This is a genomic window from Stenotrophomonas sp. ATs4, assembly GCF_051861585.1.
GTDB classification, from domain to species: domain Bacteria; phylum Pseudomonadota; class Gammaproteobacteria; order Xanthomonadales; family Xanthomonadaceae; genus Stenotrophomonas; species Stenotrophomonas maltophilia_AS.
Window position 1 is genome coordinate 1 of record NZ_JBLYPK010000005.1, and the last position, 24940, is coordinate 24940.

Annotated in this window: 23 protein-coding genes; 10 read left to right on the forward strand and 13 right to left on the reverse strand. The window is 66.9% G+C overall.

What is annotated here, in order from left to right; translation table 11 throughout:
* Positions 1-56 precede the first annotated feature (56 nt).
* A complete protein-coding gene (gene hrpB / locus ABR323_RS09975; RefSeq protein WP_439449178.1) occupies positions 57-2561 on the reverse strand; it encodes an ATP-dependent helicase HrpB in 2505 nt (834 codons plus the stop codon).
* A 67-nt stretch (positions 2562-2628) separates the two neighbouring features.
* Here hrpB and ABR323_RS09980 point away from each other — a divergent pair, with 67 nt between their 5' ends.
* The gene (locus tag ABR323_RS09980; protein ID WP_439449179.1) at positions 2629-3426 is read left to right on the forward strand and encodes a TatD family hydrolase; all 798 of its coding nucleotides are present in this window, start codon (positions 2629-2631) and stop codon (positions 3424-3426) included.
* 57 nt (positions 3427-3483) lie between these two features.
* On the opposite strand, the gene ABR323_RS09985 is transcribed toward ABR323_RS09980, so the two are convergent.
* The 5 genes from ABR323_RS09985 to ABR323_RS10005 form a co-directional block, all read right to left on the reverse strand.
* Positions 3484-4368, reverse strand: a complete 885-nt coding sequence (locus tag ABR323_RS09985; protein WP_439449180.1) for an NAD-dependent epimerase/dehydratase family protein — start codon at positions 4366-4368, stop codon at positions 3484-3486.
* Complete coding sequence (panE, locus tag ABR323_RS09990; RefSeq protein WP_439449181.1) at positions 4365-5303, reverse strand: 2-dehydropantoate 2-reductase; 939 nt, start codon at positions 5301-5303, stop codon at positions 4365-4367. Before panE ends, ABR323_RS09985 begins: the two co-directional genes overlap by 4 nt.
* Positions 5304-5491: 188 nt before the next feature.
* Positions 5492-6259 carry a hypothetical protein gene (locus ABR323_RS09995; protein ID WP_439449182.1) on the reverse strand — a complete coding sequence of 256 codons (768 nt, stop codon included), beginning with the start codon at positions 6257-6259 and terminating at the stop codon, positions 5492-5494.
* 220 nt (positions 6260-6479) lie between these two features.
* Entirely contained in the window at positions 6480-7271 is a 792-nt protein-coding gene (locus ABR323_RS10000; RefSeq protein WP_006401065.1) for an ABC transporter permease, read from the reverse strand.
* Positions 7268-8236, reverse strand: coding sequence for an ABC transporter ATP-binding protein (locus ABR323_RS10005; RefSeq protein WP_167796848.1), 969 nt, complete (start codon positions 8234-8236; stop codon positions 7268-7270). Before ABR323_RS10005 ends, ABR323_RS10000 begins: the two co-directional genes overlap by 4 nt.
* Before the next feature lie 94 nt (positions 8237-8330).
* On the opposite strand from ABR323_RS10005, the gene ABR323_RS10010 reads away from it, so the two are divergent.
* Positions 8331-9080 (forward strand): ferredoxin--NADP reductase, encoded by a 750-nt coding sequence (locus tag ABR323_RS10010; protein ID WP_439449183.1) that lies wholly within the window; start codon positions 8331-8333, stop codon positions 9078-9080.
* 94 nt (positions 9081-9174) lie between these two features.
* Here ABR323_RS10010 and ABR323_RS10015 read toward each other — a convergent pair whose 3' ends face one another.
* The 3 genes from ABR323_RS10015 to ABR323_RS10025 form a co-directional block, all read right to left on the reverse strand.
* A complete protein-coding gene (locus ABR323_RS10015) occupies positions 9175-10341 on the reverse strand; it encodes a lytic polysaccharide monooxygenase (RefSeq protein ID WP_439449184.1) in 1167 nt (388 codons plus the stop codon).
* A 172-nt stretch (positions 10342-10513) separates the two neighbouring features.
* Entirely contained in the window at positions 10514-11683 is a 1170-nt protein-coding gene (locus ABR323_RS10020) for a lytic polysaccharide monooxygenase (RefSeq protein ID WP_439449185.1), read from the reverse strand.
* 233 nt (positions 11684-11916) lie between these two features.
* A complete protein-coding gene (locus tag ABR323_RS10025; RefSeq protein ID WP_439449186.1) occupies positions 11917-12402 on the reverse strand; it encodes a DUF1203 domain-containing protein in 486 nt (161 codons plus the stop codon).
* Positions 12403-12556: 154 nt separating this feature from the next.
* Between ABR323_RS10025 and ABR323_RS10030 the strand changes: the two genes are divergently transcribed.
* The 4 genes from ABR323_RS10030 to ABR323_RS10045 all read left to right on the forward strand — a co-directional run bounded on the left by ABR323_RS10030 (position 12557) and on the right by ABR323_RS10045 (position 17278).
* The gene (locus ABR323_RS10030) at positions 12557-13759 is read left to right on the forward strand and encodes a GGDEF domain-containing protein (protein WP_439449187.1); all 1203 of its coding nucleotides are present in this window, start codon (positions 12557-12559) and stop codon (positions 13757-13759) included.
* Between the two features lie 68 nt (positions 13760-13827).
* Entirely contained in the window at positions 13828-15354 is a 1527-nt protein-coding gene (locus ABR323_RS10035) for an alpha/beta hydrolase (protein WP_439449188.1), read from the forward strand.
* A complete protein-coding gene (locus tag ABR323_RS10040) occupies positions 15351-16097 on the forward strand; it encodes an ABC transporter ATP-binding protein (protein WP_439449189.1) in 747 nt (248 codons plus the stop codon). Before ABR323_RS10035 ends, ABR323_RS10040 begins: the two co-directional genes overlap by 4 nt.
* Positions 16094-17278: an ABC transporter permease gene (locus ABR323_RS10045; protein ID WP_439449190.1), complete on the forward strand. Its 1185-nt coding sequence runs from the start codon at positions 16094-16096 to the stop codon at positions 17276-17278. The genes ABR323_RS10040 and ABR323_RS10045 overlap by 4 nt, the downstream gene beginning before the upstream one ends.
* Before the next feature lie 23 nt (positions 17279-17301).
* On the opposite strand, the gene ABR323_RS10050 is transcribed toward ABR323_RS10045, so the two are convergent.
* Both ABR323_RS10050 and ABR323_RS10055 read right to left on the reverse strand, forming a co-directional pair.
* A complete protein-coding gene (locus ABR323_RS10050; protein ID WP_439449191.1) occupies positions 17302-18012 on the reverse strand; it encodes a transposase in 711 nt (236 codons plus the stop codon).
* Between the two features lie 100 nt (positions 18013-18112).
* A complete protein-coding gene (locus tag ABR323_RS10055) occupies positions 18113-18910 on the reverse strand; it encodes an AraC family transcriptional regulator (protein WP_439449192.1) in 798 nt (265 codons plus the stop codon).
* A gap of 78 nt (positions 18911-18988) precedes the next feature.
* Between ABR323_RS10055 and ABR323_RS10060 the strand changes: the two genes are divergently transcribed.
* Positions 18989-19243, forward strand: coding sequence for a hypothetical protein (locus ABR323_RS10060; protein ID WP_439449193.1), 255 nt, complete (start codon positions 18989-18991; stop codon positions 19241-19243).
* 82 nt (positions 19244-19325) lie between these two features.
* On the opposite strand, the gene ABR323_RS10065 is transcribed toward ABR323_RS10060, so the two are convergent.
* Both ABR323_RS10065 and ABR323_RS10070 read right to left on the reverse strand, forming a co-directional pair.
* Positions 19326-20330, reverse strand: a complete 1005-nt coding sequence (locus tag ABR323_RS10065; protein WP_135275494.1) for an energy transducer TonB — start codon at positions 20328-20330, stop codon at positions 19326-19328.
* Positions 20331-20532: 202 nt separating this feature from the next.
* Positions 20533-21153 (reverse strand): TIGR00645 family protein, encoded by a 621-nt coding sequence (locus ABR323_RS10070; RefSeq protein WP_439449194.1) that lies wholly within the window; start codon positions 21151-21153, stop codon positions 20533-20535.
* A 112-nt stretch (positions 21154-21265) separates the two neighbouring features.
* Between ABR323_RS10070 and ABR323_RS10075 the strand changes: the two genes are divergently transcribed.
* From ABR323_RS10075 to ABR323_RS10085, 3 genes are all read left to right on the forward strand, one after another.
* Entirely contained in the window at positions 21266-21955 is a 690-nt protein-coding gene (locus ABR323_RS10075; RefSeq protein WP_439449195.1) for a glutathione binding-like protein, read from the forward strand.
* Between the two features lie 177 nt (positions 21956-22132).
* A complete protein-coding gene (locus ABR323_RS10080) occupies positions 22133-24358 on the forward strand; it encodes a S9 family peptidase (protein ID WP_439449196.1) in 2226 nt (741 codons plus the stop codon).
* Positions 24359-24383: 25 nt separating this feature from the next.
* Positions 24384-24899: a cytochrome c oxidase assembly factor Coa1 family protein gene (locus ABR323_RS10085; protein WP_439449197.1), complete on the forward strand. Its 516-nt coding sequence runs from the start codon at positions 24384-24386 to the stop codon at positions 24897-24899.
* The last annotated feature ends 41 nt before the right edge of the window (positions 24900-24940 follow it).

The window sequence follows — 24940 nt, forward strand, 5'->3', positions numbered from 1 at the left end:
CCGGCCGCACCCGGGGTCAGAGCCCTTTGCGTTGCAAAGAGATCCGACCCCCGCCTTCAGGTCCCGCGCGGCTTGGCCCGATGCGTGGCCGTCGCTGTCCACGGATCATCCGGCCACGGGTGGCGTGGGTAGCGGCCCTTCATCTCCTTCTTCACCTCGGCGTAGGTGTTTTCCCAGAAATTGCGCAGATCCTGGGTGACCTGCAGCGGCCGCCCGCCGGGTGACAGCAGGTGCAGCGTCAGTGGCACGCGACCATCGGCGATACGCGGCGTGTCGGCCAGTCCGAACAGCTCCTGCAGCTTCACCGCCAGCACCGGCGGCAGCGGATCGCCGCTCTCACTGTCCAGCGCATAGCTGATCGGCCGCTCCAGTCCTGAGGGCACGGTGATGCGGGTCGGTGCATGGCGTTCGACCAGCTGCCGTTGTGACCACTCCAAGGGCGACTTCAGCGCCTCGCCGAAGCTGGCTTCGTCCAGCGCATCCAGACGGCTCTTGCCGGCGAACGCGGGCTGCAGCCACTGCGCGCGGTTGGCCAGCAGGGCCGCATCGCTGCAGTCGGGCAGATCCAGTTCCGGTATCCAGCGCCGCAGCGATTCCACCCGTGCCTGCCATTGGCGCAGGCCTTCGGTCCACGGCAGTGCCTGCAGGCCGAGTTCGGCCACCGCGTCGGTCAGTGCCTGCGCGGCGTGCTGCGGATCGACCCGCCCGGCCGAGCGGCTGTCCAGCACGATGCGGTCGAAACGGGTTTCGCGCAGTGCCACCAGGGCGCGGCGCTCGCTGTCCCAGCGCACCACATCTTCGGTGATGAAGCGCTCCGGCCAGCCCTTGCGCAACGCGCCTTCGTCCACCGGCGCGGCGCGCAGCAGCAGCGCATCACGTGCTTCATAGCGCAGCTCGCTGACCACCAGCCACGGCTCGCCGCGCAGGTCGCTCAGTTCGTGCAGGCGCGCGCTGCGGCCGTTGGCCAGCAGGTAGCGCAGCGGATCGCTGGGGTGCTGGAAACCGATGCGATCGGGGAAGGCATGGGCCAGCAGGTCGCCCAGCTCATGCGCTTCGATGCTGCTGGGCGGCGCGGCCTCGCAGCGCAGGCGGCGACGCCACTGCTTGGCAGCAGCATCAATGGTGGCCAGCCCGCTGCGGTTGGCATCGCCCGGCGCGCGGCCGTTGCGGAACGCGGCCAGTGCGCGCCAGCGGGCCGCCAGCGCGTCACCGCCCTGGCGCAGCGGGTCGCGTGCCTCGAGCAGCGCGGCCAGATCGGCGGCCAGTGCCTGTGCACGCGCATCGGGCGCGGCCAGCAGCATCGCCGCCATGCGCGGGTGCGTGCCCAGCGCCAGCACACGGCGGCCCAGTGCGGTGATCGCACCACTGCTGGACAGCGCGCCCAGCCGCTGCAGCAGTTCGCGCGCCGCACCCATCGGGCCCGCTGGCGGTGGATCGAGAAAGCGCAGGTCGCTGCTGCCCCAGGCGGCCAGTTCCAGCGCCAGTCCGGCCAGTTCCACCTGATCGATCTCGGCGCGGCGCTGTGGCTCCAGCCGCTGCGACTGTGGCCACAACCGCCAGGCCACGCCTTCGGCCACGCGACCTGCGCGACCTGCGCGCTGGTCGGCTGACGCCTGCGCGATGGCCACCACGTCCAGCCGGGTGAAGCCGCTGTTGGGGTCGTAGCGCGGCTCGCGCGCCTGACCGCTGTCGATCACCACGCGCACGCCGGGCAGGGTCACCGAAGACTCGGCGACGTTGGTGGCCAGCACCACGCGACGGCGGCCATCGCTGGCCGCCTGCAGCACGCGTGCCTGCTGTTCCACCGGCAGTTCGCCGTGCAGGGCCAGCACTTCGACGCCACCATCCAGTGTTTCCTGCAGGCCGGCCTGCACCCGCGCGATCTCGCGCTGACCGGGCAGGAACACCAGCAGGTCACCGGGGTGTTCGGCCAGGGCCTGCTGCACCGCGCGGCGCACCTGCAGCTCAAGCGCTTCGTCGCGGCGCGCCGGGAAGTGACTGACCGCCACCGGGTAGCTGCGGCCCTCGCTGCTCAGCCGCGGGGCATCGAGAAAGCGCGCCAGCCGTTCGCCGTCCAGCGTTGCCGACATCACCACCAGGCGCAGGTCATCGCGCAGCTGCGCCTGCACGTCCAGCGCCAGGGCCAGCCCGAGGTCACCACTGAGGTGGCGTTCGTGGAACTCATCGAACAGGATCGCGCCGACCGCCTCCAGCATCGGGTCGTCCTGCAGCATTCGGGTCAGAATGCCTTCGGTGACCACCTCGACCCGCGTGCGTGCCGAGACCTTGTTCTCGAAGCGGATACGGTAGCCGACGGTGCCGCCCACCTCTTCGCCCAGCTGACGCGCCATGAACAGCGCTGCGCTGCGTGCGGCCACGCGGCGCGGCTCCAGCAGGATGATCTTCCGCCCCTGCAGCCACGGCGCATCCAACAGGGCCAGCGGCACCTGGGTGGTCTTGCCGGCGCCGGGTGGCGCTTCCAGCACCAGCCGAGGGTGTACGGCCAGGTGCTGCTGGATCTGCGGCAGCAGCGGGGAGATCGGGAAGAGCGGGGCGTTCATGTGCAAAGGATAAGGGGCCACGGCGGCCACAGGTACAATGCGCGGGCACTTTTCCCCCGCGATGACCATGCACCTGATCGATATCGGCGCCAACCTGACTCACGACTCCTTCGACCGCGACCGCGACGCCGTACTGGACCGCGCGCGGCAGGCCGGCGTGGTGCAGATGGTCATTACCGGTGCCAGCCGCGAGCACTCGCCGCTGGCCCTGCAGCTGGCGCAGCAGCACCCCGGTTTCCTGTACGCCACCGCCGGCGTGCATCCGCACCACGCGGTGGAATACACCGAGGAATGCGACGCCGAGATGCGCGCGCTGCATGCCCATCCGGAAGTGGTGGCAGTAGGCGAGTGCGGACTGGACTACTTCCGTGACTTCTCGCCGCGCCCGGCGCAGCACCGGGCGTTCGAGCGCCAGCTGCAGCTGGCCGCAGACAATGGCAAGCCGCTGTTCCTGCACCAGCGCGATGCGCATGCCGATTTCATGGCGCAGATGAAGAACTTCGAGGGACGCATCGGCCCGGCGGTGGTGCATTGCTTCACCGGCGAACGCGACGAGCTGTTCGATTACCTGGACCAGGACTGGTACATCGGCATCACCGGTTGGCTGTGCGACGAGCGCCGCGGGGCGCACCTGCGCGAACTGGTGAAGAACATCCCGGCCAATCGCCTGATGATCGAGACCGACGCACCGTACCTGCTGCCGCGCACGCTGAAGCCACTGCCGAAGGACCGCCGCAACGAACCGATGTTCCTCTCGCACATCGTGGAAGAACTGGCGCGTGACCGTGGCGAGGACGTGGCAGTAACGGCGGCCAACGCGGCTGCCGCGACGCGTGCGTTCTTCCGCCTGCCTGACGCCGGTTGATCGGGTAGTGCCGGCCGCTGGCCGGCAACACGATTGATTGCCGGCCAGCGGCCGGCACTACCGGAGCAGGTCGCGCAGGCCCTCACGGTAGCTGGGGAAGCGCGGCTGCCACGCCAGCGCTTCACGCGTGCCACGACTGTCGATGCGCTTGTTGCTCTCGTAGAAGCGCCGCAGCGTCGGGCTCAGTGCCGGATCGTCCCAGGCCACGGCAGGCGGCATCGCAAACCCGCCCAGCTGCGCGGCGAAGGCCAGCACATCCTGCGGCGGTGCCGGCTCGTCGTCGCTGGGCAGGTACAGCGCGTGCGGGGCGGGTCGTTGCATCGCGGCGATGATCACTGCCGCCAGATCCTCTACATGCAGGCGATTGAACACCAGGCCCGGCCGAACCACATGGCGGGCTCGGCCCTTTGACAACTGCAGCAGCGCATTGCGTCCGGGGCCGTACAGGCCGGGCAGGCGGAACACCGCCGAGGCAATGCCGCGCTGCTCCGCCAGCGCACGCCACTGGGCCTCGGCCCTTCTGCGCTGCACGCCGGCGTCGTCGGTGGCATCGGCTTCACTGCTCTCGTCGATCCAGCCACCGGCACGGTCGGCATACACCGACGTGGACGACAGGTAGCCCATCCAACGCAGTGCCGGACTGTCCTGCAGTGCCGGCAGCAGCAGGCGCAGTGCCGGGTCACCCTCGGCATCGGGTGGCACGCTGCACAGTACGGCCTCGGTCTGCGCGATCTCATCAAGCCGGGTCCTGGATGGCGTGGCGCCGGTGCGTAGTGAATGCCGCAGCAGGCCGTCGTCTGGCGCCGATGCCGGATCGCGTACCGTGCCGACGACCCTCACACCCAGCGCCTGCAGATGCGCTGCCAGCACGCATCCGCTCCAGCCCATGCCGAGGATCAGGACCCGCGACGGCAGCGCACTGGCCTGCAACGGGAGGCTCACGCGCTGCGCAGTGCCTGATAGGCCTGCAGGCTGCTGTAGGCGACCTGCAGCAGCAGGCCTTCCTGGTCGGCCTTGCGTGCACGCACGAGCATGTCGCCGACAATCTGTTCGGCCTCCACCTGCTGGCCCGCTTCCAGATCGCGCAGCATCGACGCCTTCAACGCCGAGCCGGCCTGGGTGAGGGTGCCGCGTGCAGTGTCCTGCGCGGCATCGGGAATCGGCTCACCTGCAGCTTCGGCCACGGCCAGGCATTCGTCGTACAGGCCACGTACGATCGCCTCGCCATCATCGGTGGCGACGATGGTGCCGATGTCCGCACGCAGCAGGCAGGTAGCAGCGGCCAGCGCGGTGAGGAAGGTGTACTTGATCCACTGTTCCTGGCCGATCTGTTCGCTGGCCAGGTGATCAAGATTGGCCTGCGCGCAGGCGGTGGCGAAGGCACGTACGCGCGCGGAGACCGCACCGCCATCGCGCTCGCCGAAGGTGAGTTTGGCCGGCTTGCCCAGGTGCAGCACCGCGCCATCGGCCGCCTTGGTGGCGCTGATGAAGCACAGGCCACCGAGCACGGCGTCGTGACCGAAGCGCAGGTCCAGTGCGTTGTAGTGATGCAGGCCGTTGAGAATCGGCAGCACGGTGGTGTTCGCGCCCACAGCCGGTGCGATGGCGTCGATCGAGCTGTCGAGGTCGTAGGCCTTGCAGCTGAGGATGACCAGATCGAACGGCTTCTGCGCGGCCAATGCGGGTAGCGCATCGGCGGTGACGTGCTGCACCGGGAAGCTGGCATCGCCGAGCGGGCTGCGGATGACCAGGCCATCGCGATCCAGCTGTGCGGCGCGCGCGGGGCGGGCGAGGAAGGTCACGTCGACGCCGGCCTGGGCCAGGCGACCACCGAAGTAACCGCCGGTACCGCCGGCGCCGAGAATCAGGATGCGCATTGCACGTTCACCGTGTTCTGGGGGAATCAGAACTGCGATTGTGCCGGAGATTGCAGCCAACCGCTGAGCTCCTTGTGGTGGTTCGCGGAAAGCACTGTTCATTGGGGTTGGCCGGGCGCGGCAACTACGGGAAGCAGATCAAGAGCGGAAGCGGTTCGCTCGCTGTGCTCGCTCGTGCAGGGCGGTGCTCAGGGCAGCTGTTCACTGAAGTCTTCGGTGTAACCCAGCAACAACGTGGTGCGGGTGGCCAGCGTTGCGGCCAGTTGTGACCAGGTGACGTCTGTTCCGGCAGCGTAGACACGCTGCAGGTCAGCGACCAACGCGTTCGCCTGTACAGGCGACGGTGCGCTGTCGCGCTGGAAGCCGAGCCACGATGCGCCAAGCCCGAACAGGTGGTAGTCGTAGCGCTCCTGCAGATGCCGTATCAGGGCGTGGTTCTGGAAGAGGTCCCAGTCCGCGCTGAAGTAACCGTTGGGCAGGGCGGCGATCAGGAGGTCATCGCGGTCCACCGGCACCTGCTGCACGCAGACCACGGCATCGACGATCAGATCCGGCGCAGCATTGGCCGCGACCAGCGCCTCGATGTCTGCGTCATTGCATAGCAAGGTGCCCGCCAGCGCGGTCCATTCCAGCCGATGGGAGGAATTCTCCAGCTGCGCGATGACATGTGCCAGCGACCGCTCGCGTGCCGCCAACGCATCTTCGGGGGTTGCCGGCTCTTCGTCCTCGTACAGCGCGATGCGTGCGTCATCGGACGCATGCATGCTGGTGTAACGGCACTGGCCCGCATCATCGAGCGTGCATAGGTAGCGATACCGGGGATCGGCAGTGCGTAGTGATGCCAGGTATTCCAGCACCTCAGCCAGCGAGGGCGAATCGCCCAGCAACGCGCGGCTGAAGGCATCGATGGGGCCGTCCACAACGGCCTTGTCCAATGGAATGGAAGAGATCTTCATGACCACAGCCTAGCGGCAATCCCAAACGAAAAGAGCCGAGCATCGGCCTTACCGTGAACGCTCCATCCACGCATGGCGTGGATCTACCGTGTCGACCAAGGTAGACACCTACCAACAGCAGCGCAGAACGACTCCCCGCCATCCCCCGGATAGTCAGCTTTTGCCGTTGAAGTTGACGTTGATTCGGCGGGTGCAGGGCCGCAGGCCCTGCAGGCCACCCTCAGCTGCGCATGCCCACGCCACGGCGCAGCAGCCACAGTGCCAGCGCTGTCAGCACCACCACGAAGCCGATCATCAGCGCGTAGGCCACCACCACCGGCACATCGCTGCTGCCCAGCAGGCCATAGCGGAATGCATTGACCATGTAGAAGATCGGGTTCGCATGGGTGGCCGCTTCGGCCCAGCCCGGCAGCAGCTTCACCGAATAGAACACGCCACCCAGGTAGGTCAGCGGGGTCAGGATGAAGGTCGGCACGATCGCCACGTCATCGAACTTCTTTGCATACACCGCGTTGATGAAGCCCGCCAGCGAGAAGATCGTCGCGCCCAGGATCACCGTGGTCAGCGTCACCAGCGGGTGCGGAATGCGCACCGGAGTGAAGAACATGGCGATGATCAGCACGATCACGCCCACCATCAGGCCGCGCAGTACGGCACCTGCCACATAACCCCACAGGATCACCCAGTTCGGCATCGGGCTGACCAGCAGCTCCTCCACGTGGCGGCCGAACTTGGCGCCGAAGAACGAGGAGCTGATGTTGCCGTAGCTGTTCTGGATCACGCTCATCATCACCAGGCCCGGCACGATGAACTGCATGTAGCTGTAGCCGCCCATGTCCCCCACGCGAGAGCCGATCAGGCCGCCGAAGATCAGGAAGTACAGGGTCATGGTGATCGCAGGCGGCACCAGGGTCTGGCCCCAGATGCGCATGATGCGGGCGACTTCACGGCGCACGATGGTCATCAGCGCGACGCGGTTGCGCTGGCCGTCGGTCAGCTCGGTGGTGCTCATGCAGGCTTCTCCAGGTTGCCGGTGAGGCGCACGAACAGCTCCTCCAGGCGGTTGCTCTTGGTACGCATCGAACGCACGCGGATGCCGGCTTCGTTGAGCGTGGCGAACACGCGGTTGAGATCCATCGCGCGCGGCATGTCGATGTCCAGCGTGTGCGGGTCCGGCGCGGTCAGGGTCGCGCCTTCGATCACCGGCAGCTGTGCCGGCAGGTCACCGTCGATATCCAGCAGGAAGCCTTCCACGTCCAGTTTGGCCAGCAGGGTACGCATCGGCCCCTGCTCGACGATCTGGCCATGGTTGATGATCGCCAGGTGGCGGCACAGGTACTCTGCCTCTTCCAGGTAGTGGGTGGTGAGGATGATCGTGGTGCCGGCGGCATTGATCTCCTTCAGCACGCGCCACATGTCGCGGCGGATCTCGATGTCCACGCCGGCGGTCGGCTCGTCCAGGATCAGCAGGCGCGGGCGGGTCATCATCGCGCGGGCGATCATCAGCCGGCGCTTCATGCCGCCGGACAGGGTGCGGCTCATCACCTGCGCCTTTTCCCACAGGTGGGCGCGCTTGAGTTCTTCTTCGGCCATCTTCTCCGCTTCGGCACGCGGCACGCCGTAGAAGCCGGCGTAGTTCACCAGGATGTCGAAGGGTTTTTCGAACAGGTTGAAGTTGATTTCCTGCGGCACCAGGCCGATCAGGCGCATGGTGGCGCTGCGGCTGCGCACCAGGTCGCTGCCGAACACTTCCACCTGGCCCTCGCTGAGGTTGACCAGGGAGCTGATGATGCCGATCAGGGTCGACTTGCCGGCGCCATTGGGGCCGAGCAGGGCGAAGAAGTCGCCCGGGGCCACTTCCAGGGAAACGCCCTTCAGGGCCTGGGTGCCGTTGTCGTAGGTCTTGCGCAGGTCGCGCACGCGCAGGGCGGGCGCCGTATCGTTCAGGGAAGCCAAGCTCGAAGCCTTCGCGCCCATGGGCTGGCGCTGGAGAGGGGCGGGGAGGGGAGGGGAGGGGCTATTATAGAAGACCCCGAGGGCTTGCCCCGGCTACACACTGTCCCGAAAAGTCGTGCCTGTTCAATTCCCCCTCAAGCTGGTCGGCTGCCGCATGCTGGCCCCGACCGTCGGCCACTACCAGTTCGTGCGTGATGATGGGCAGCCGCTGGATTTCCAGCCCGGCCAGTTCATCCAGGTCCATTTCAGCTACGCCGACGGCACCGAGACCAAGCGCAGCTATTCGCTGGCGACCATCCATGACCATGCGCTGGGCCCGGGCGAGGCGGTGGATATCGCGGTCAGTTTCGTGCCCGGTGGCGCCGCCACGGCGTTGTTCGAAGCACTGCAGCACGGCAGCCAGATCAGTGCATCCGGCCCCTATGGCCGCTTCTGCCTGAATCCCGGCGACCACAATGCCCGTTACCTGCTGATTGCCACCGGCACCGGCGTCACCCCGTACCGCTCGATGCTGCCGCTGCTGGAGAAGGCCATGGCCGACCGCGGGGTGCAGATCGTGCTGCTGCAGGGCGCGCGCAGCCCGGGTGAGTTGCTGTACAGCGAAGATTTCTACAGCTTCGCCGAAAAGCACCCGAACTTCCGCTATGTGCCGTGCCTGTCGCGCGAATTGCCGGTTGATCCGCACCCGGACGTGCAGCACGGTTACGTGCAGCAGGCACTGGCCGGCTTCACGCCGGACCCGGCCACCGACATCGTCTACCTGTGCGGCAATCCGGACATGGTCGATGCCTGCGCCGATCTGCTCAAGGCCGCCGGCCTGGGCAACCCGCAGATCCGCCGCGAGAAGTACGTCAGCAGCAAATAGGCTGGCCGGCAGCCCCACAATCCCCGTAGTGCCGGCCGCTGGCCGGCAACCGCACGAACCGGAGGCGGCATCGCGCCGCCCCCGGTCCCCCGCCTCAGTACGCGATCCAGGCATCGCGCCAGGCGAAACCGGTGCCCGGGCGATAGGCATCGGCGTTGATGTTGCACCACGCACCTTCCGGGAACGGGCGGCAGGCGTAGAGCTTGCCGTCGGTGCCCTTGACCACGGTTTCGCCCGGCTTGTAGCTGCCGATACCGGCCGGATACACGAAGTCGTAGTCGCCCGGCGGCGGATCGACCGGATCGACCGGGCCCGGTAGGTGGGTATCGATCTGGAAGCGGTTGCCCGGCTTCAGATAGACGCGGTTCTCGGTGGCCGAGGCGACAGGCGTGATCACGCCATTCGTCATCACGCCCACGCGTGCTTGCTGGGCGCTGCCATTGACCTTGCGGGCCAGTGCCAGCGGCCACTGGTTCGCAGCGGTCTGACCCGCAGCCAGGGTGATCTCCGGGCGTTCCAGGTCGTTGCCCTGGGCGTTGAACACGCGCAGGGTCACGGTGGTGCCCACGTCCAGCGCACCGCGGGCGGTGACCGGGCCTGCATCCTGCCACTGCGGCGGTGGGGTCACGCCACCGCCCCCCTCGAAGCGCACGTCCGCGCAGGTATAGAACGCTTCACCGGAATCCGAGCGCTGCCAGGTGTTGTAGATGACGTGTTGGCCGCTGCGCTTGGGCAGCGGGCAATCCAGCTTGTAGACGTCGCCGGAGACCGGCACATTGCCCAGCGTGCAGAATTCCTGCAGGTCGGCCCAGCGCAACGGGCTGCCCGGCTGCCAACCGTCGCGGGTGACGTAGAACTTCCACTCGCGGGTGGCATGCGCGGCCGGCGCCTTGAACTCGAAGGTGTAACGCCCACGCGAATCGGCGCGGATCGGCGAGGTCGGCCAGTCACTGCGGTTCAGATCTAGGCCGCGGTACTTGCTGTTGCCGCCGCTGCACAACTCGCCATCTGGAACCACCGCTTGATGGTTGCCGTTGGCGTTGGCCTGGTTGACGCCGGCCCAGTCATAGAACGGCTGTGCGCCACCGATGGCCTTGGCGGCGGCACACGCCGGATTTGTCGGGTTTTCCGGATTGCCCTCATGGCACTGCTTCACTCGGCTGAGCGGCTTGGACAGGGTGCCGTGGGCGAAGGCGCTGCCGGACAGTGTCAGGCCGGCAACGACGGACAGTGCGAGGACGGCCCGATGGGACAGATGCATGCAGGAACTCCTTTGCGAAGTGTGGAAACCTCGCGGAGTCTTCCTGCGCGATCCGTTGATCACCATCGGATTTCTACGAAATGCATGGCCACGCGTGCGCTTCTGCGATCAAGCGCTCACTTTCTGACCGTGCGGAGAGGCGATGCGGTCGCATCGCCTCTCATCCATGCTGTCAGTACGGCACCCACGCATCGCGCCAGGCCGCACCCACACCGGGTCGGTACGCTTCGGCGTTGACGTTGCACCACGCACCTTCCGGGAACGGGCGGCAGGCATACAGCTTGCCGTCGCTGCTCTTCACCACGGTCTGGCCCGGCACATAACTGCCGATACCTGCCGGGTAGACGTGGTCGAAATCACCGCCCGGCGATGGCGTACCCGGGTCCGGCACCTTGGTGTCGAGCTGGAAGCGGTTGCCGTCCTTCAGGTATACGCGGTTCTCGGTGGCGGACGCCGACGGCGTGATCACGCCATTGGCAAGCACGCCCACGCGCGCATGCTGTGCACTGCCATTGACCTTGCGCGCCAGTACCAAGGGCCATTGCGCGGCCGCGGTCTGGCCGCTGGTCAGCGTCGCTTCCACACGTTCGACATCGTTGCCGTTGGCGTTGAACACGCGCAGTGCCAGCGTCGTGCCAACCGGCAATTCACCGCGTGCGGTGACCGGGCCGGCATCCTGCCATTGCGGTACCGGTGTCGTACCGCCGCCGCCTTCAAAGCGCACGTCCATGCAGGTATAGAACGCTTCGGTCGAATCCGAGCGCTGCCAGGTGTTGTAGATCACATGCTGGCCGGTGCGCTGCGGCAAGGTGCACTGCAGCTTGTACGTGCCATCGGCCGAGAGCGGTGTATTACCCAGTGTGCAGAACTCCTGCAGATCGGCCCAACCCAGCGGGCTGCCCGGCTGCCAGCCGTCGCGGGTGACGAAGAAGCGCCAGTCACGCGTGGCATGTGGCGCGGTCGCCTTGAACACGAAGGTGAACTTGCCATTGGCATCGGCGTGGATGGGCGTGGTCTGCCAGTCGCTGCGGTTCACGTCCAGGCCGCGGAAGGTCGGGTTGTTGCCGCTGCACAGCTTGCCGTCCGGCACCACGGCCTGGTGGTTGCCGTTGGCGTTGGCCTGGTTGATGCCGTTCCAGTCGTAGAACGCCTGTGATCCACCGACAGCCTTGGCGGCGGCACACGCCGGATTGGTCGGGTTCTCGGGATTGCCCTGGAAGCAGGCATAGACGCGGCTGATCGGCGTGGTCATGGTGCCGTGGGCAAATGCATCGCCGGCCAGCAACAGGCCAGCGGCGGCCAATGAAGTGGCCAGCAACAGCGGTGTGGATCGGAATGACATGGCGCTTCCTTGTGGTCGTCGAAAGAGAGCGGTGACCGCAGGAGCTGCGCTGCACGGCGGACTTTCGGCGGCACCACGGCGAGTATCGAGTCGCAGCGCAGGGTGCGGAACCATGGAAATGCCGATCCGTGACTGTGGGTGTGAAGCCCTTCCCGCAGGCTTCACGCGGGACTGAACGGATGCGCTGGCGATCACGTGTTGGGCGTGGCATCGATCACGTCGTGGAGATCCGGCTACGTCGGCGCAACACCCACGCGATCCGCCTGGCATGAGAAGCAGCCGTGGGCCGCGTTGTGCAGTTGCACGAAGGCCACGTCAGGGTCAGCAAACAGCGTGTCCAGCCGAGCGGAGACATCCGTGCCCGCGCTGATCTCTGCGGCCAGCATCAATGCAGCCTGGTCATAGGCGCGCAACGAGATCATCCGGCGCTGTACATACGGCGGTACTTCACCCGGCGGTAGCACGCAGCGGGTCACGCCACGCTGCACGAAGATCGGGCCCGAGGCGTGATAGGGCGAGTGCAGGGGCAGGTGCACGTGGGACAACAGCAGCAGCTCGCTGCCACCGGGCGGATCGCTCAGGCTGATCCGGCAGGGGTGTCCTCCTGTTTCGCTGGCCCAGCGACGCTGGATGCCCAGCGCAGCCAGCGCGGTGTCGCTCTTCTCGAACAGGTGCAGGAACGGGCGGTGGTCGATGCCACCGAGGTACCACGCATGCATGGGCGTCTCCTTGGTTTTCCGCGGATTCTGGGCATGCGCCGGCCGCCGTGCTCGCCGTTTTCAGACCCCGCATCTCCCTCGGGCCGGAGAGCGCCATGGGGATCGCCCGGCAAGGCGCTAAGATGCGCGCGCCGCCCCGGCCGACGAGTGCCGCATGTCCTTGGATTTCCCCACCATCACCGTGCTTGGCTTCCTGCTCTGCATCGGCATTGCCGTGGGGTTCTCATTGCTGCTGATGGTGCTGCGCGGGCAACCGGTGCTACGCCTGTGGACCGCGAGCCTGTGGCTGCTGACCCTGGGCGTGACCCTGCTGGCGCTGCGACCCTACCTGCCACTGGTGCCGGCCATACTGGCCGGAAATGCGGCGATGGCCGGCTGCGCGGTGCTGATGCTGCGCGGCGTGGCACTGCACCTTGAGCAGCCGCTGCCGCTGTGGCGGCCGTTGTTGATGGCGACCACGTTCATGGCCTGCATCTTCGCCTTCCTGGTGCTGTGGCCGAACCTGGGCGTGCGCCTGCAGGTGTTCAGTGTGTTCACGCTGCTGGTCGATGGCTGGATCGCGTGGCTGCTGCTGCGGCATGCCCCTGTGCAGCAGAGGACCAGCTGTCGCCTGGCCGCAGCGGTGTTCCTGGCCGAGGCGGCCCTGTACGCGGTGCGCCTGTTCCTGCCGGTGGCACCCGATGCCGGTGAGGACATCATGCGCACCGGCACGCCGATGTTCGTCACCTACCTTGCCGGCGTGATGCTGGAACTGGCGCGGTGCTTTGCGATGGTGCTGCTGCTGGTCGAGCGCATGCTGGTCGATCTGCGGCGTGCGGCGCGTACTGATGGCCTGACCGGCCTGCTCAACCGCAGCGCGGTGCTGGCCGATGGCCAGGCGCAGCTGCAGCGGCTGCGTCGGCAGGGCCGGCCACTGGCCCTGCTGCTGGTCGACGTCGATCACTTCAAGCAGATCAATGACCGCTGGGGCCACCTGGCCGGAGACCAGGTCCTGCGCCACTTTGCTGTGTTGCTTCAACGCTGCATACCGGGCGGCGATCCTCTGCTGGGCCGCTACGGTGGCGAGGAGTTCGTGCTGGTGCTGGCCGGCAGCACGCAGGATGAAGCGAGGGCGCGGGCAGCGGAGATCCGTATCGCTCTGCAGCAGCACCCTGCACGTCTGGCCACCGGGCCGGTGACGGTCACCGCCAGCATCGGCCTGGCCATGGACGACGGCCGCGGCGACCTGTCCACGCTGCTGGCAGCTGCAGACGCGGCGCTGTATCGGGCCAAGGCCGGGGGCCGCGATCGCCTGGCCTGCGCCACGCCGGCGGAGATTTCGCGTCTGCCCATCGCCGACAACGCCGTGCCCGTGTAAGTTGAGTCACATCTTCCGCGGCAGCCCGTCGTGGTCGGCAGGAACGTCCTCCAGGGGAAACGAGCACGATGCAAAGACACCACCTTGCGCTGGCCGGGATGCTGGCCAGCCTGATGCTTGCCGGTTGCAGCCAGCCGCCTTCGGCCGGCGCGGACGGCGCCACCGATGCGCCAAGCCGCCGTTTCGGCAGCATCGATTTCCAGCCCTGCACGCTGTCCACTGAAGGCGCCAGTGCGAATGTGGAAGCGCAGTGCGCCACCCTGCAGGTGCCGGAGGACCGGGCCCAGCCCGAGGGTCGCCGCATTGACCTGCGCATCGCCTGGCTGGAATCGGGTAGCAGTGGCTCCAGCCAGCCTGACCCGGTGTTCTTCCTGGCCGGCGGCCCGGGCCAGGCGGCCAGCGAAGTGGCGGTCATCGTCGACACCGCCTTGCGTCAGGTGCGCAAGCAGCGCGACATCTTCCTGGTCGACCAGCGGGGTACCGGCAGTTCCAATCCGCTCAACTGCCTGGGCGCCGATGGCAAGGAACTGGCCATGGACGAGGACGCCGCACCCACTGAAGCGTCGCTGCGCGACTACGCCGAGCGCTGCGCTGCCTCGCTGCAGGGGCGTGCCGATGCGCGCTTCTACACCACCACCGAGGCGATTGCTGATCTGGATGCGGTGCGTCAGGCGCTGGGTGTCGAGCGCATCAACCTGATCGGCGGCTCCTACGGTACCCGCGTGGCCCAACGCTATGCCGGTGCCTATCCACAGCACACGCGCAGCATCGTCATCGATGGCGTGGTGCCCAATGAGCTGGTGGTGGGCGGCGATTTCGCCACAACGTTCGAGGATGCGATCGCCCTGCAATCGGCGCAGTGCCGCAAGGATGCCGCCTGCAGCAAGCGCTTCCCGACCGACACCCGCGCGCAGCTGCGCAGTGTGGTCGAGACCCTGCGCCGTGCGCCGGTCTCGGTGGAGTATCGCGACCCCGGCACCAACCAGGCCCGGCAGGATGTGCTGAGTCCGGACAGTGTGATCGGCCTGGCGTTCGCCTTCTCCTACGTGCCGCAGTATTCCTCGCTGCTGCCGCTGGTTCTCGATGAAGCCGCGCACGGCCGCTATGCACCGCTGGCGTCGTTGGCACGCGGTGCGAACCGCAGCATGGATTTCCAGATCAATCGTGGCATGCAGTGGTCGGTGATCTGCAGCGAAGACGCGCCGCGCTACCGCGCACCGGCCGAGGATCCCGAGCGCCTGTTCGGCAACGACGTGGCCAGTGCCTTCTTCGCCGCCTGCCCGGTATGGCCGCACCGGCCGGCACCGGCAGCCAATGCCGTGCCGCTGCGCAGTGACGTACCGGCGCTGCTGCTGTCCGGTGAGCTGGACCCGGTGACGCCGCCGCGCTATGCCGAACAGGTGCTCACGGGCCTGCCCAATGGCCGCGCGCTGGTCGCCCGCGGCCAGGGCCACGGCACGCTGAGTGCCGGTTGCATGCCGCGCCTGCTCGGCCAGTTCATCGACAAGACCGATGCCAAGGCGCTGGATGCCGGCTGCCTGGACACGCTGAGCTACGTGCCGGCGTTCACCTCGTTCAACGGATGGGAACCATGATCGTCGCCGACAACCTGCACAAGGCTTTCGACACCCGCACGGGCCGCATCCAGGCGGTCGCCAACGTCGGCTTCCGTGCCGAGGATGGCCGCATCACCGGCCTGCTGGGGCCCAATGGTGCCGGCAAGACCACCACCATGCGCATGCTGTACACGTTGATGACCCCCGACCAGGGCAGCATCAGCGTCGATGGTGTCGACGCTGCGCGCAATCCGGTGGAGGTGCGTCGCCACCTGGGCGTGCTGCCGGATGCGCGTGGCGTCTACAAGCGCCTGACCGCGCGCGAGAACATCGCCTACTTCGGCGAACTGCATGGCCTGTCGGCCGAGCGTATCCGTGAGCGCATCGAGGTGCTGTCGCACGCGCTGGACATGGGTGACATCCTTGACCGCCAGACCGACGGCTTCTCGCAGGGCCAGCGCACCAAGACCGCCATCGCCCGCGCGCTGGTGCATGACCCGCGCAATGTCATCCTCGACGAACCCACCAACGGCCTGGACGTGATGACCACGCGCGCGCTGCGCCGCTTCCTGCTGGGCCTGCGCGAAGAAGGGCGCTGCGTGATCCTGTCCAGCCACATCATGCAGGAGGTGGCTGCGCTGTGCGATCACATCGTGATCATCGCCAAGGGCACGGTGATGGCCGCCGGCAGCGCCGATGAACTGCGTATGCAGGCCGGCGAATCCAACCTGGAAGATGCGTTCGTGAAACTGATCGGCAGCGAAGAGGGCCTGCACGCATGAGCATGATGTCGACCCTGATGACGGTGATGCGCAAGGAACTGCGCGACCTTTCCCGTGATCGCCGCACGCTGCTGCTGACCTTGCTGTTCGGGCCGCTGCTGTACCCGGTGCTGCTGTTGGGCATGGGCAAGCTGGCCGAGAGCCGGGTGCGCACCCAGATTGAACAACCGCTGCAGATTCCGACCATCGGTGCGGAGAACGCCCCCAACCTGGTGCGCTTCCTTGCCGCGCAGGGGCTCAATACTGCCCCTGCACCGAAGGATCTGGCCGAAGCCATCCGCAGCCAGGAGATCGACGTGGCGCTGCGCATCAGCGATGACTTCGGCAAGGACTGGGCCGACGGCAGGCCGGCGCTGGTGGAAGTGATCAAGGACAGCACCCGCCGCGCCGCAGAAGTGCCCAGTGCGCGACTGGAAGCGGCACTGGCGACCTACAACGGCCAGGTCGGCGCGCTGCGCCTGATGGCACGTGGCATCGACGCACAGGTGGCGCGGCCGCTGGACGTGGCACGCCAGGACCTGGCCAGTGCCGAGGCCAAGCGCGGCATGATCCTGTCGATGCTGCTGCCGGTGCTGCTGACGCTGACCTCGTTCATCGGCGGCGCCTACCTGGTGATGGACGCCACCGCCGGCGAGCGTGAGCGGCAGTCACTGGAACCATTGCTTGCCACGCCGGGCTCGCGCAGCGCCATTGTCAGCGGCAAGATCGCGGCCGCCTGCGTGGTCGGTTTCGTGTCGCTGCTGCTGACCCTGATGGCGTTCAAAGTGAGCGCACAGATCGCGCCCGGCAACATCGGCCGCCAGTTCAACATGAACGTCGGTTCGATGCTGCAGATGTTGCTGGTGATGTTGCCGATGCTGATGATCGGCACCTCGCTGCTGACCTTCCTGTCGGCCGCCGCCAAGAGCATGAAGGAGGCGCAGAGCCACATGACCTGGCTGATGCTGCTGCCGATGATGCCCGGCTACGCGCTGGTGGCCTATCCGCTGAAGAGCGAGATGTGGCAGTACGCCGTGCCGTTCCTGTCGCAGAACCAGATGCTGCTGAAGGTGATCCGCCACGAGACGATCACGCCGGCGGTCTGGGCCATCTACCTCGGCGCCAGCCTCGGCCTGGCCGCCGTGCTGTGGTTCGCCGCCGTGCGCCGCTACCACAACGAGCGCCTGGCCATCTCCGGCTGACCGCAAAAAGGGGACGGAGGGGATTAAGTCGTTTCTATCCCCTCCGCCCCCTTCTTCCGGGGACGCCCCCGCTTGCGCAACACCACGGGGCGCCCCAGCGTCTGTTCCACCATTCGTAGATACGCTGCATTTCCCAACGGATGCTGCCCGGCGCTGTGGGTGCGGATTGCTGGCAGGTCAGCGGATGCGTTCATGTCCAGCAGGAACTCCGCATAGAGCGTTGCGCGCTGTTGTCGGGTCGGGGCGAGCGCCTGAAATACGGGATGTTCTGTCAACAACGGATCGTGGCGTCGCCGCAGGTTTCCATGCACGCTCGACCATGGGTGATCTTCCGGAGCGGCTGTCATGCCTGCACGAACCGGGTTGAGTTCGATGTAGCGATAAACGCTGAGCAGATAGGCGTCGCTGTCCACCATCGAAGAATGGAAGCGGCCCTGCCACAGCGGTCCGCTTCGCTCATGCCGCTGATTGAACGCCTGGACATAGTTGTTGCCCTGCATCCGCATCGCATTGGCCAAACCCACACCCGTGGAGGGCGTGGCCAATAGATGAACGTGATTGCCCATTAATACGTACGCGTGCAGCGCGACCTGATGCTTGTGGAACGCGCCGTGCATCAGGTGCAGGAATAACTGGCGGTCGATATCGTCAACGAAGATAGCCCCCTTGTTCACACCGCGCTGGGTCACGTGGTACGGCTGTTCGGCCAACATCAGGCGTGCTTGTCGAGGCATGGGAGTTGAGGGATTCAAGGAATCACCAGCCTGCCGCCACCGTGGCCGCGAAGGGCATCAGGCGATGCCGCGAGATGGTGTGGGGGAGGGCAGAAGCGACTTAATCCCCTCCGTCCCCTTTTCCATACCGCGCGGGCGTCACCCCCATCTCGCGCTTGAACACGGCGATGAAGGCACTGGGCGTGTCGTAGCCCATCGACAGCGCGACGCTGATCACCGGCTCGCCTGACAGCAGGCGTGGCAGCGCAAGCAGCACGCGCAGGCGTTGCCGCCACTGGCTCATTGTCATTCCCGTTTCGGCCTGCCAACGGCGCGCGAGACTGCGGCTGGATAGGCCGCTGGCGGCCGCCCACGATTCGACGCTGCGAACGTCGTCCGGCGAACGTGCCAGCGCCGCTGCGATCTGCCGCAACCGGCGATCCTGCGGTTGTGGCAGGGCAAGCGGCAGGGGCGTGCTGGCGGCAATCTCATCGGCGATCACACCGGCCAGTCGTGTCTGCGCGGCGTCCAGTGGCTGATGCGGCCATCGCAGCGCACGTGTCGTCGCAGCCTGCAGCAGTGCATTGGGCTGGAAAATGCGCGGTGTGGCGGGCAGGCCCAGGCAGGCCTCGGCGCTGAAGTACAGGCTCCAGCCATCGAACCGCTCCGCCCCCACCAGTGCATGGGGCAGCGAAGGCGGTATCCAGGCAACGTGCCCTGCCGGCAGTAGCCAGTGCTGATCGCCGGCCTCGATCCGCAGCAGGCCCTGGTGGGCGCCCAGCAACTGGCCGCGCAGGTGCTGGTGGCGCGCGGTGCGGCGCCGTCCGGGTACACGCAGCTGGGACGCCATGACGATGGGGCCGCCTTCAGCGTTCGCCAAAGCGGGGTCAATCAATGCGGTTGATGTCTGATCTGCCATATCCAATGGCAGTTATACGGCAGAAGTGCCGGTGGCCGGGCGGGACACTGGGCACCCGATCCCACAGGAGCATCATCCATGCAGCCGCAGGACATCCTTCCCGACCATCAGAACGACGTACAGGTGAACGGCCTCACCGTGCGCAAGGGCAGCGTCGGTGCCTTCCTCGCCAGCGTTCGTGACTGGCAGGATCCGTCCAGCGATCCCGCCACACGCGCCACTGCCGAGGCCGATCTGCGTGCACTGCTGCCGGGCCTGCATGCGCTGGGCCTGTTCCAGGTGCTGGCGGCGCGTGATCCTGCGCTGCAAGCCCTGATCGACAGCCTCTCCTGAAACGAACAAGGCCCGGACATGCCGGGCCTTGTCGTCATTGCGGGACGGAAACGACTTAATCCCCTCCGTCCCCTTTTGGCGGTCAGCCGCCGCCGGGTGCGAACACCAGCGTGCGACGGGTGGTGACCGGTGCGCTGACGGGCTCGAAACGCCAGCGCTTCACCGCGTTCATCGCTTCCCGGTCGAACACGCGCGACGGCGTTGCGCGCAGTACGCGGGCATTGATCACCGATCCGTCGGTGCCGACAGTGATCTCCACCAGCACTTCACCGGAGGTGCCGGCGCGCAGCGCCTCGGCCGGATAGCGCGGTGCCGGTGTACTGACCGGGCGCAGGCTTGGTGCCGCCGCTGCCGTGGCCTGGCGTGCCGCACTGGCCTGCTGGGCGGCAGCCTGCTGCTGCTTCTGCTCGGCTTCGCGGCGGGCGGCGGCCTGACGCTCGGCATCCTGGCGCTCGTTGTCGCGGCGGGCGGCATCCTGCTGGGCGGCGATCTGCTTGGCCGCATCAGCCTCCTTGGCGCGCTGCTCGGTCAAACGCTGCTGTTCGGCCTGCTGCTTGGTCCGGTCTTCGGCGTCCTTCTTTGCCTTCTCGGCTTCGGTCTCGGTGCGCTTGGCCGCGTTCTCCACGCCCTTGGCCAGGCCTTCCTTCAGGCGCGGCAGGGCGGGGGCGGCGGCGTCCACCTTCTCGATCAGTGCCACCAGGCGCTGCGCCTCGGTGTAGTCCTCGCGGCCCAGGTGCTGTTCGGCCGCGATCAGGGTGTAAGGCAGCAGGTCAGTCAGCGCGCTCTTCACCGAGGCGTCGTCCGGCGTCTTGTCGCGCAGGGCGAGGTAGTACTCGATGGCGTTGTCGCCGGCCGGCGCATACATGCGGTTCTCACGCAGGGCCTGGCTGGCCGACTCACGCAGCTGTTCGGTGCCCATCGACTGCACCTTGGCCGCGACTACCGGTGCGGCCGGAGCAGCGGCCGTGGGTGCGGCGGCGGGAGCCGGTGCTGCGGATTCTTCCTTGCCCGAGCAGGCGGCCAGCGCCAGTGCCAATGCAACCGGCATCCACCGGCGCGCGGCGGTGATCGTTGAGACGTGCGACATCCTGCTCCCCTCTAGAAGACGACGTGACGTAAATCATTGATATGCATGGCCGGGACCTGCGGTCCGGGCGCGGCACGGTGACGTTTCCCGACGCCACCGCCGGCAACGGCGAGGGTGCAATCTAGCATCCCGGCCACCGCCTCGTACAAGGGGCGGTGGCCGGAATAGGGCAACGGCGGTCAGGCCACTGCCAGCGGCGACCTCAGTGGTCGTGCGCCTTGTCGTGCGACTTGCTGTGGCTGTTGGACATCAGCTTGTCGGTCCAGGCGATGCCGATCGCCGACAGGATGAACACGCAGTGGATGATGGTCTGCCAGAGCACGCCATCCGGGGTCAGCATCGAGCAGCGGGCGACACCGATGTTGGCGGCGGCCACAGTCATCTGCTCCGGCGTGCACAGCGGGATGCCGTTCAATGCGCCGCTGGCGATGAAGGTCTTCAACAGGTGGATCGAGGAGATGCCGATGATCGCCATCGCCAGCTTCACCTTCAGCACGCTGGCATTGACGTGGCTCAGCCACTCCGGCTGGTCCGGATGGCCTTCCAGGCGCAGGCGCGAGACGAAGGTTTCGTAGCCGCCGACGATCACCATCACCAGCAGATTGGAGATCATCACCACGTCGATCAGGCCCAGCACGATCAGCATGATCTGCTGCTCGCCCATCGAGGCCGAATGCGAGATGAGGTGCCACAGTTCCTTGCCGAACAGGAACACGTAGACGCACTGCGCCACGATCAGGCCCAGGTACAGCGGCAGCTGCAGCCAGCGCGAGGCGAAGATCAGCGTGGACAGCGGGGAGAGCGGCGGGCGGTTTGCACTCATGCGGAGGATGCTGCGTTGCGGGGGAGAGGCGAGGTTACCGGCCCGCCGTGACGGTGCCAACCCAACTCACGCACTAGACTTCAGGTTCCTTTCCGCACCCCGAGCCGCCGCCATGATCGACCTGTATTACTGGCCCACCCCGAACGGCCACAAAGTGACCCTGCTGCTGGAAGAAGCTGGCCTGGAGTACCGCATCCACCCGGTCAACATCGGCTCGGGCGACCAGTTCAAGCCGGAATTCCTCGCCATCTCCCCCAACAACAAGATGCCGGCCATCGTCGACCATGCCCCGGCCGATGGCGGCGCCCCGCAGAGCGTGTTCGAGTCCGGCGCGATCCTGCTGTACCTGGCCGAAAAGACCGGCCAGTTCCTGCCCAGCGACCCGCGCGGCCGTGTGACCACCCTGGAATGGTTGTTCTGGCAGATGGCCGGCCTGGGCCCGATGAGTGGCCAGATGGGGCATTTCAATGTGTATGCGCCGGAAAAGATCCCGTATGCCATCGAGCGCTACGACAATGAAGTGCGTCGGCTGCACGGGGTGATGGACAAGCGCCTGGCCCAGCACGCCTTCCTGGCCGGCGACGCGTACACCATCGCCGACATGGCCAGCTACCCGTGGATCGGCGCCTACGACAAGATCCCGGTCGACTTCGCCGCGTTCCCGAACCTCAAGCGCTGGCACGAGGCCATCGCCGCGCGCCCGGCCACCCAGCGCGCGTATGCCCTGCGCCAGCAGGTGAACCCGAATGCCGGCAAGCCGCTCAGCGACGAAGAGCGCAAGCACCTGTTCGGCCAGCGTTGACCCAAGACGGCGTCATCCACGCATGGCGTGGATCTACTGGTGGTGGGTGCCGACCGTTGGTCGGCACTCCATATGGGCAAAAGGTCATGCTGCCTTCCCGCACAGGCTTGGTTAGGATGGGGGCACGACCGCTGCGCGCTTGGCGCGTGACGGACCTGCCGTTTGCCAGGATCTTCCATGCGCCACCTGTTCGCTTCGCTCGCCCTCATGCTCGCCACCAGTACCGCCGCCCACGCTGAAAAGCTGACCCTGGAAGCCATCACTGGCCCGTTGCCGTTGTCCGGCCCGACCCTGATGAAGCCCAAGGTGGCCCCGGACGGATCGCAGGTCAGTTTCCTGCGCGGCAAGGACAGCGACCGCAACCAGCTGGACCTGTGGACCTACGACATCGGCAGCGGCCAGACCCGCCTGCTGGTCGACTCCAAGGTGGTGCTGCCCGGCACCGAGACCCTCAGCGATGAGGAAAAGGCCCGCCGCGAACGCCAGCGCATCGCGGCGATGACCGGCATCGTCGATTACCAGTGGTCGCCGGACGCGCAGCGCCTGCTGTTCCCGCTCGGCGGCGAGCTGTACCTGTATGACCTCAAGCAGCAGGGTGCGGCGGCCGTGCGCCAGCTGACCCACGGTGAAGGCTTCGCCACCGACGCCAAGCTGTCGCCCAAGGGCGGTTTCGTCAGCTTCATCCGCGGCCGCAACCTGTGGGTGATCGACCTGGCCAGTGGCAAGCAGCTGCAGCTGACCCGCGACGGCAGCATCACCATTGGCAACGGCGTGGCCGAGTTCGTCGCCGATGAAGAAATGGACCGCCACACGGGTTACTGGTGGGCACCGGACGATTCGGCCATCGCCTTCGCCCGCATCGATGAATCCCCGGTGCCAGTGCAGAAGCGCTATGAGGTCTACGCCGACCGCACCGATGTGATCGAACAGCGTTACCCGGCCGCCGGCGACGCCAATGTACGCGTGCAGCTGGGCGTGATCGCACCGGCTGCCGATGCGCAGCCGCGCTGGGTCGACCTGGGCAAGGAACAGGACATCTACCTGGCCCGCGTCGATTGGCGCGATGCACAGCACCTGAGCTTCCAGCGCCAGTCGCGTGACCAGAGGCAGCTGGACCTGGTGGAAGTGGCGCTCGATTCCAACCGCCAGCGCGTGCTTGCCCACGAAACCAGCCCGACCTGGGTGCCGCTGCACAACAGCCTGCGTTTCCTGGATGACGGCAGCGTGCTGTGGTCGTCCGAGCGCAGCGGCTTCCAGCACCTGTACCGCATCGACAGCAAGGGCAAGGCCACTGCACTGACCCACGGCAACTGGCCGGTGGACGAACTGCTGGCGGTCGATGAGAAGGCCGGCAAGGCCTACTTCCGCGCCGGCATCGAGACCTCGCGCGAAAGCCAGATCTACGCGGTGTCGCTGCAGGGCGGCGAGCCGCAGCGCCTGTCCAAGGCACCGGGCATGCACAGCGCCAGCTTCGCCCGCAACGCCAGCGTCTACGTCGACAGCTGGTCCAACAGCACCACGCCGCCGCAGATCGAACTGTTCCGCGCCAATGGCGAGAAGATCGCCACCCTGCTCGAGAACGACCTGGCCGATCCCAAGCATCCGTATGCGCGCTACCGCGATGCGCAGCGCCCGGTCGAGTTCGGCACCCTGATGGCTGCCGATGGCAAGACCCCGCTGAACTACAGCCTGATCAAGCCGGCCGGCTTCGATCCGGCCAAGCGCTACCCGGTGGCGGTGTACGTCTATGGCGGCCCGGCCAGCCAGACCGTCACCAACAGTTGGCCCGGCCGTGGCGACCACCTGTTCAACCAGTACCTGGCCCAGCAGGGCTACGTAGTGTTCTCGCTGGACAACCGCGGCACCCCGCGCCGTGGCCGTGACTTCGGTGGAGCGCTGTATGGCAAGCAGGGCACGGTGGAAGTGACCGACCAGCTGCGTGGCGTGACCTGGCTGAAGCAGCAGCCGTGGGTGGACCCGGCGCGCATTGGCGTGCAGGGCTGGTCCAACGGCGGCTACATGACCCTGATGCTGCTGGCCAAGGCCTCGAACCAGTACGCCTGCGGCGTGGCCGGCGCACCGGTGACCGACTGGGGCCTGTACGACAGCCATTACACCGAACGCTACATGGACCTGCCGGCGCGCAATGAAGCGGGTTACCGTGAAGCGCGCGTGCTGACCCACATCGAGGGCCTGCGTTCGCCGCTGCTGCTGATCCACGGCATGGCCGACGACAACGTGTTGTTCACCAATTCGACCAGCCTGATGAGCGCACTGCAGAAGCGAGCACAGCCGTTCGAACTGATGACCTATCCCGGCGCCAAGCATGGCCTGTCCGGCGCCGACGCCCTGCATCGCTACCGTGTGGCCGAAGCCTTCCTGGGACGTTGCCTGAAACCCTGATCCGCAACCGGGAAGGAGCCCGCCGATGACCCTGCCACCGCCGATTCCCGCCCATGACCCGACGTCCGCCGGTTGGTGGTGCCGTCACTGGCGCTGGGCAATGCCGTTGATGGTGGTGCTGGTGCTGGGCGGTGTAGGCGGGGTGGTGACCTGGAGCGTGCTGCGCTGGGGCGAGGCGGCACGCGAGAGTCCACCGATGCGTGAAGCGCTGCGTCGCGCGGGCTGCAGCATCGAACTGGTGGAAGCGTTTGGTGAGCCGCTGCAAATGGAATCGATGCCGCTGGGCAGCATGCAGACGGCGATCAACGGCCAGCGCGATGTCGGCCTGACCGTAGCGCTGGAAGGGCCGCATGCGCATGGGCGACTGTTCGTGAAGGGCACCCGCAGTGACGACGTGTGGGACTACCCGGTGATGTATGTGCTGGCCGAAGACAAGCAGACCTTCGATCTGACCGCGCTGGATGACGACGAGGCCGCGCAGGAGTGCGAGCTGCAGGCCTGCCGCGAGCGCGGTGACTGCCCGCTCACGCTGGCGTTGTGACCTCCGGTCGTGCGGCTGTGCAGCGTCGGCTGGCAGTCGAC

What these genes read in the sequence shown, in the direction of transcription:
- ABR323_RS10070 (WP_439449194.1), bottom strand. Translation starts at nt 21,153, where the DNA reads ATGAGTGCAAACCGCCCGCCGCTCTCCCCGCTGTCCACGCTGATCTTC.
- ABR323_RS10015 (WP_439449184.1), bottom strand. Translation starts at nt 10,341, where the DNA reads ATGCATCTGTCCCATCGGGCCGTCCTCGCACTGTCCGTCGTTGCCGGC.
- ABR323_RS10055 (WP_439449192.1), bottom strand. Translation starts at nt 18,910, where the DNA reads ATGGCAGATCAGACATCAACCGCATTGATTGACCCCGCTTTGGCGAAC.
- ABR323_RS10075 (WP_439449195.1), top strand. Translation starts at nt 21,266, where the DNA reads ATGATCGACCTGTATTACTGGCCCACCCCGAACGGCCACAAAGTGACC.
- ABR323_RS10045 (WP_439449190.1), top strand. Translation starts at nt 16,094, where the DNA reads ATGAGCATGATGTCGACCCTGATGACGGTGATGCGCAAGGAACTGCGC.
- ABR323_RS10085 (WP_439449197.1), top strand. Translation starts at nt 24,384, where the DNA reads ATGACCCTGCCACCGCCGATTCCCGCCCATGACCCGACGTCCGCCGGT.
- ABR323_RS10060 (WP_439449193.1), top strand. Translation starts at nt 18,989, where the DNA reads ATGCAGCCGCAGGACATCCTTCCCGACCATCAGAACGACGTACAGGTG.
- ABR323_RS10025 (WP_439449186.1), bottom strand. Translation starts at nt 12,402, where the DNA reads ATGCATGCGTGGTACCTCGGTGGCATCGACCACCGCCCGTTCCTGCAC.
- ABR323_RS10030 (WP_439449187.1), top strand. Translation starts at nt 12,557, where the DNA reads ATGTCCTTGGATTTCCCCACCATCACCGTGCTTGGCTTCCTGCTCTGC.
- ABR323_RS10040 (WP_439449189.1), top strand. Translation starts at nt 15,351, where the DNA reads ATGATCGTCGCCGACAACCTGCACAAGGCTTTCGACACCCGCACGGGC.
- ABR323_RS10050 (WP_439449191.1), bottom strand. Translation starts at nt 18,012, where the DNA reads ATGCCTCGACAAGCACGCCTGATGTTGGCCGAACAGCCGTACCACGTG.
- ABR323_RS10035 (WP_439449188.1), top strand. Translation starts at nt 13,828, where the DNA reads ATGCAAAGACACCACCTTGCGCTGGCCGGGATGCTGGCCAGCCTGATG.
- ABR323_RS10000 (WP_006401065.1), bottom strand. Translation starts at nt 7,271, where the DNA reads ATGAGCACCACCGAGCTGACCGACGGCCAGCGCAACCGCGTCGCGCTG.
- hrpB (WP_439449178.1), bottom strand. Translation starts at nt 2,561, where the DNA reads ATGAACGCCCCGCTCTTCCCGATCTCCCCGCTGCTGCCGCAGATCCAG.
- ABR323_RS10065 (WP_135275494.1), bottom strand. Translation starts at nt 20,330, where the DNA reads ATGTCGCACGTCTCAACGATCACCGCCGCGCGCCGGTGGATGCCGGTT.
- ABR323_RS10080 (WP_439449196.1), top strand. Translation starts at nt 22,133, where the DNA reads ATGCGCCACCTGTTCGCTTCGCTCGCCCTCATGCTCGCCACCAGTACC.
- ABR323_RS09995 (WP_439449182.1), bottom strand. Translation starts at nt 6,259, where the DNA reads ATGAAGATCTCTTCCATTCCATTGGACAAGGCCGTTGTGGACGGCCCC.
- panE (WP_439449181.1), bottom strand. Translation starts at nt 5,303, where the DNA reads ATGCGCATCCTGATTCTCGGCGCCGGCGGTACCGGCGGTTACTTCGGT.
- ABR323_RS09980 (WP_439449179.1), top strand. Translation starts at nt 2,629, where the DNA reads ATGCACCTGATCGATATCGGCGCCAACCTGACTCACGACTCCTTCGAC.
- ABR323_RS10005 (WP_167796848.1), bottom strand. Translation starts at nt 8,236, where the DNA reads ATGGGCGCGAAGGCTTCGAGCTTGGCTTCCCTGAACGATACGGCGCCC.
- ABR323_RS10020 (WP_439449185.1), bottom strand. Translation starts at nt 11,683, where the DNA reads ATGTCATTCCGATCCACACCGCTGTTGCTGGCCACTTCATTGGCCGCC.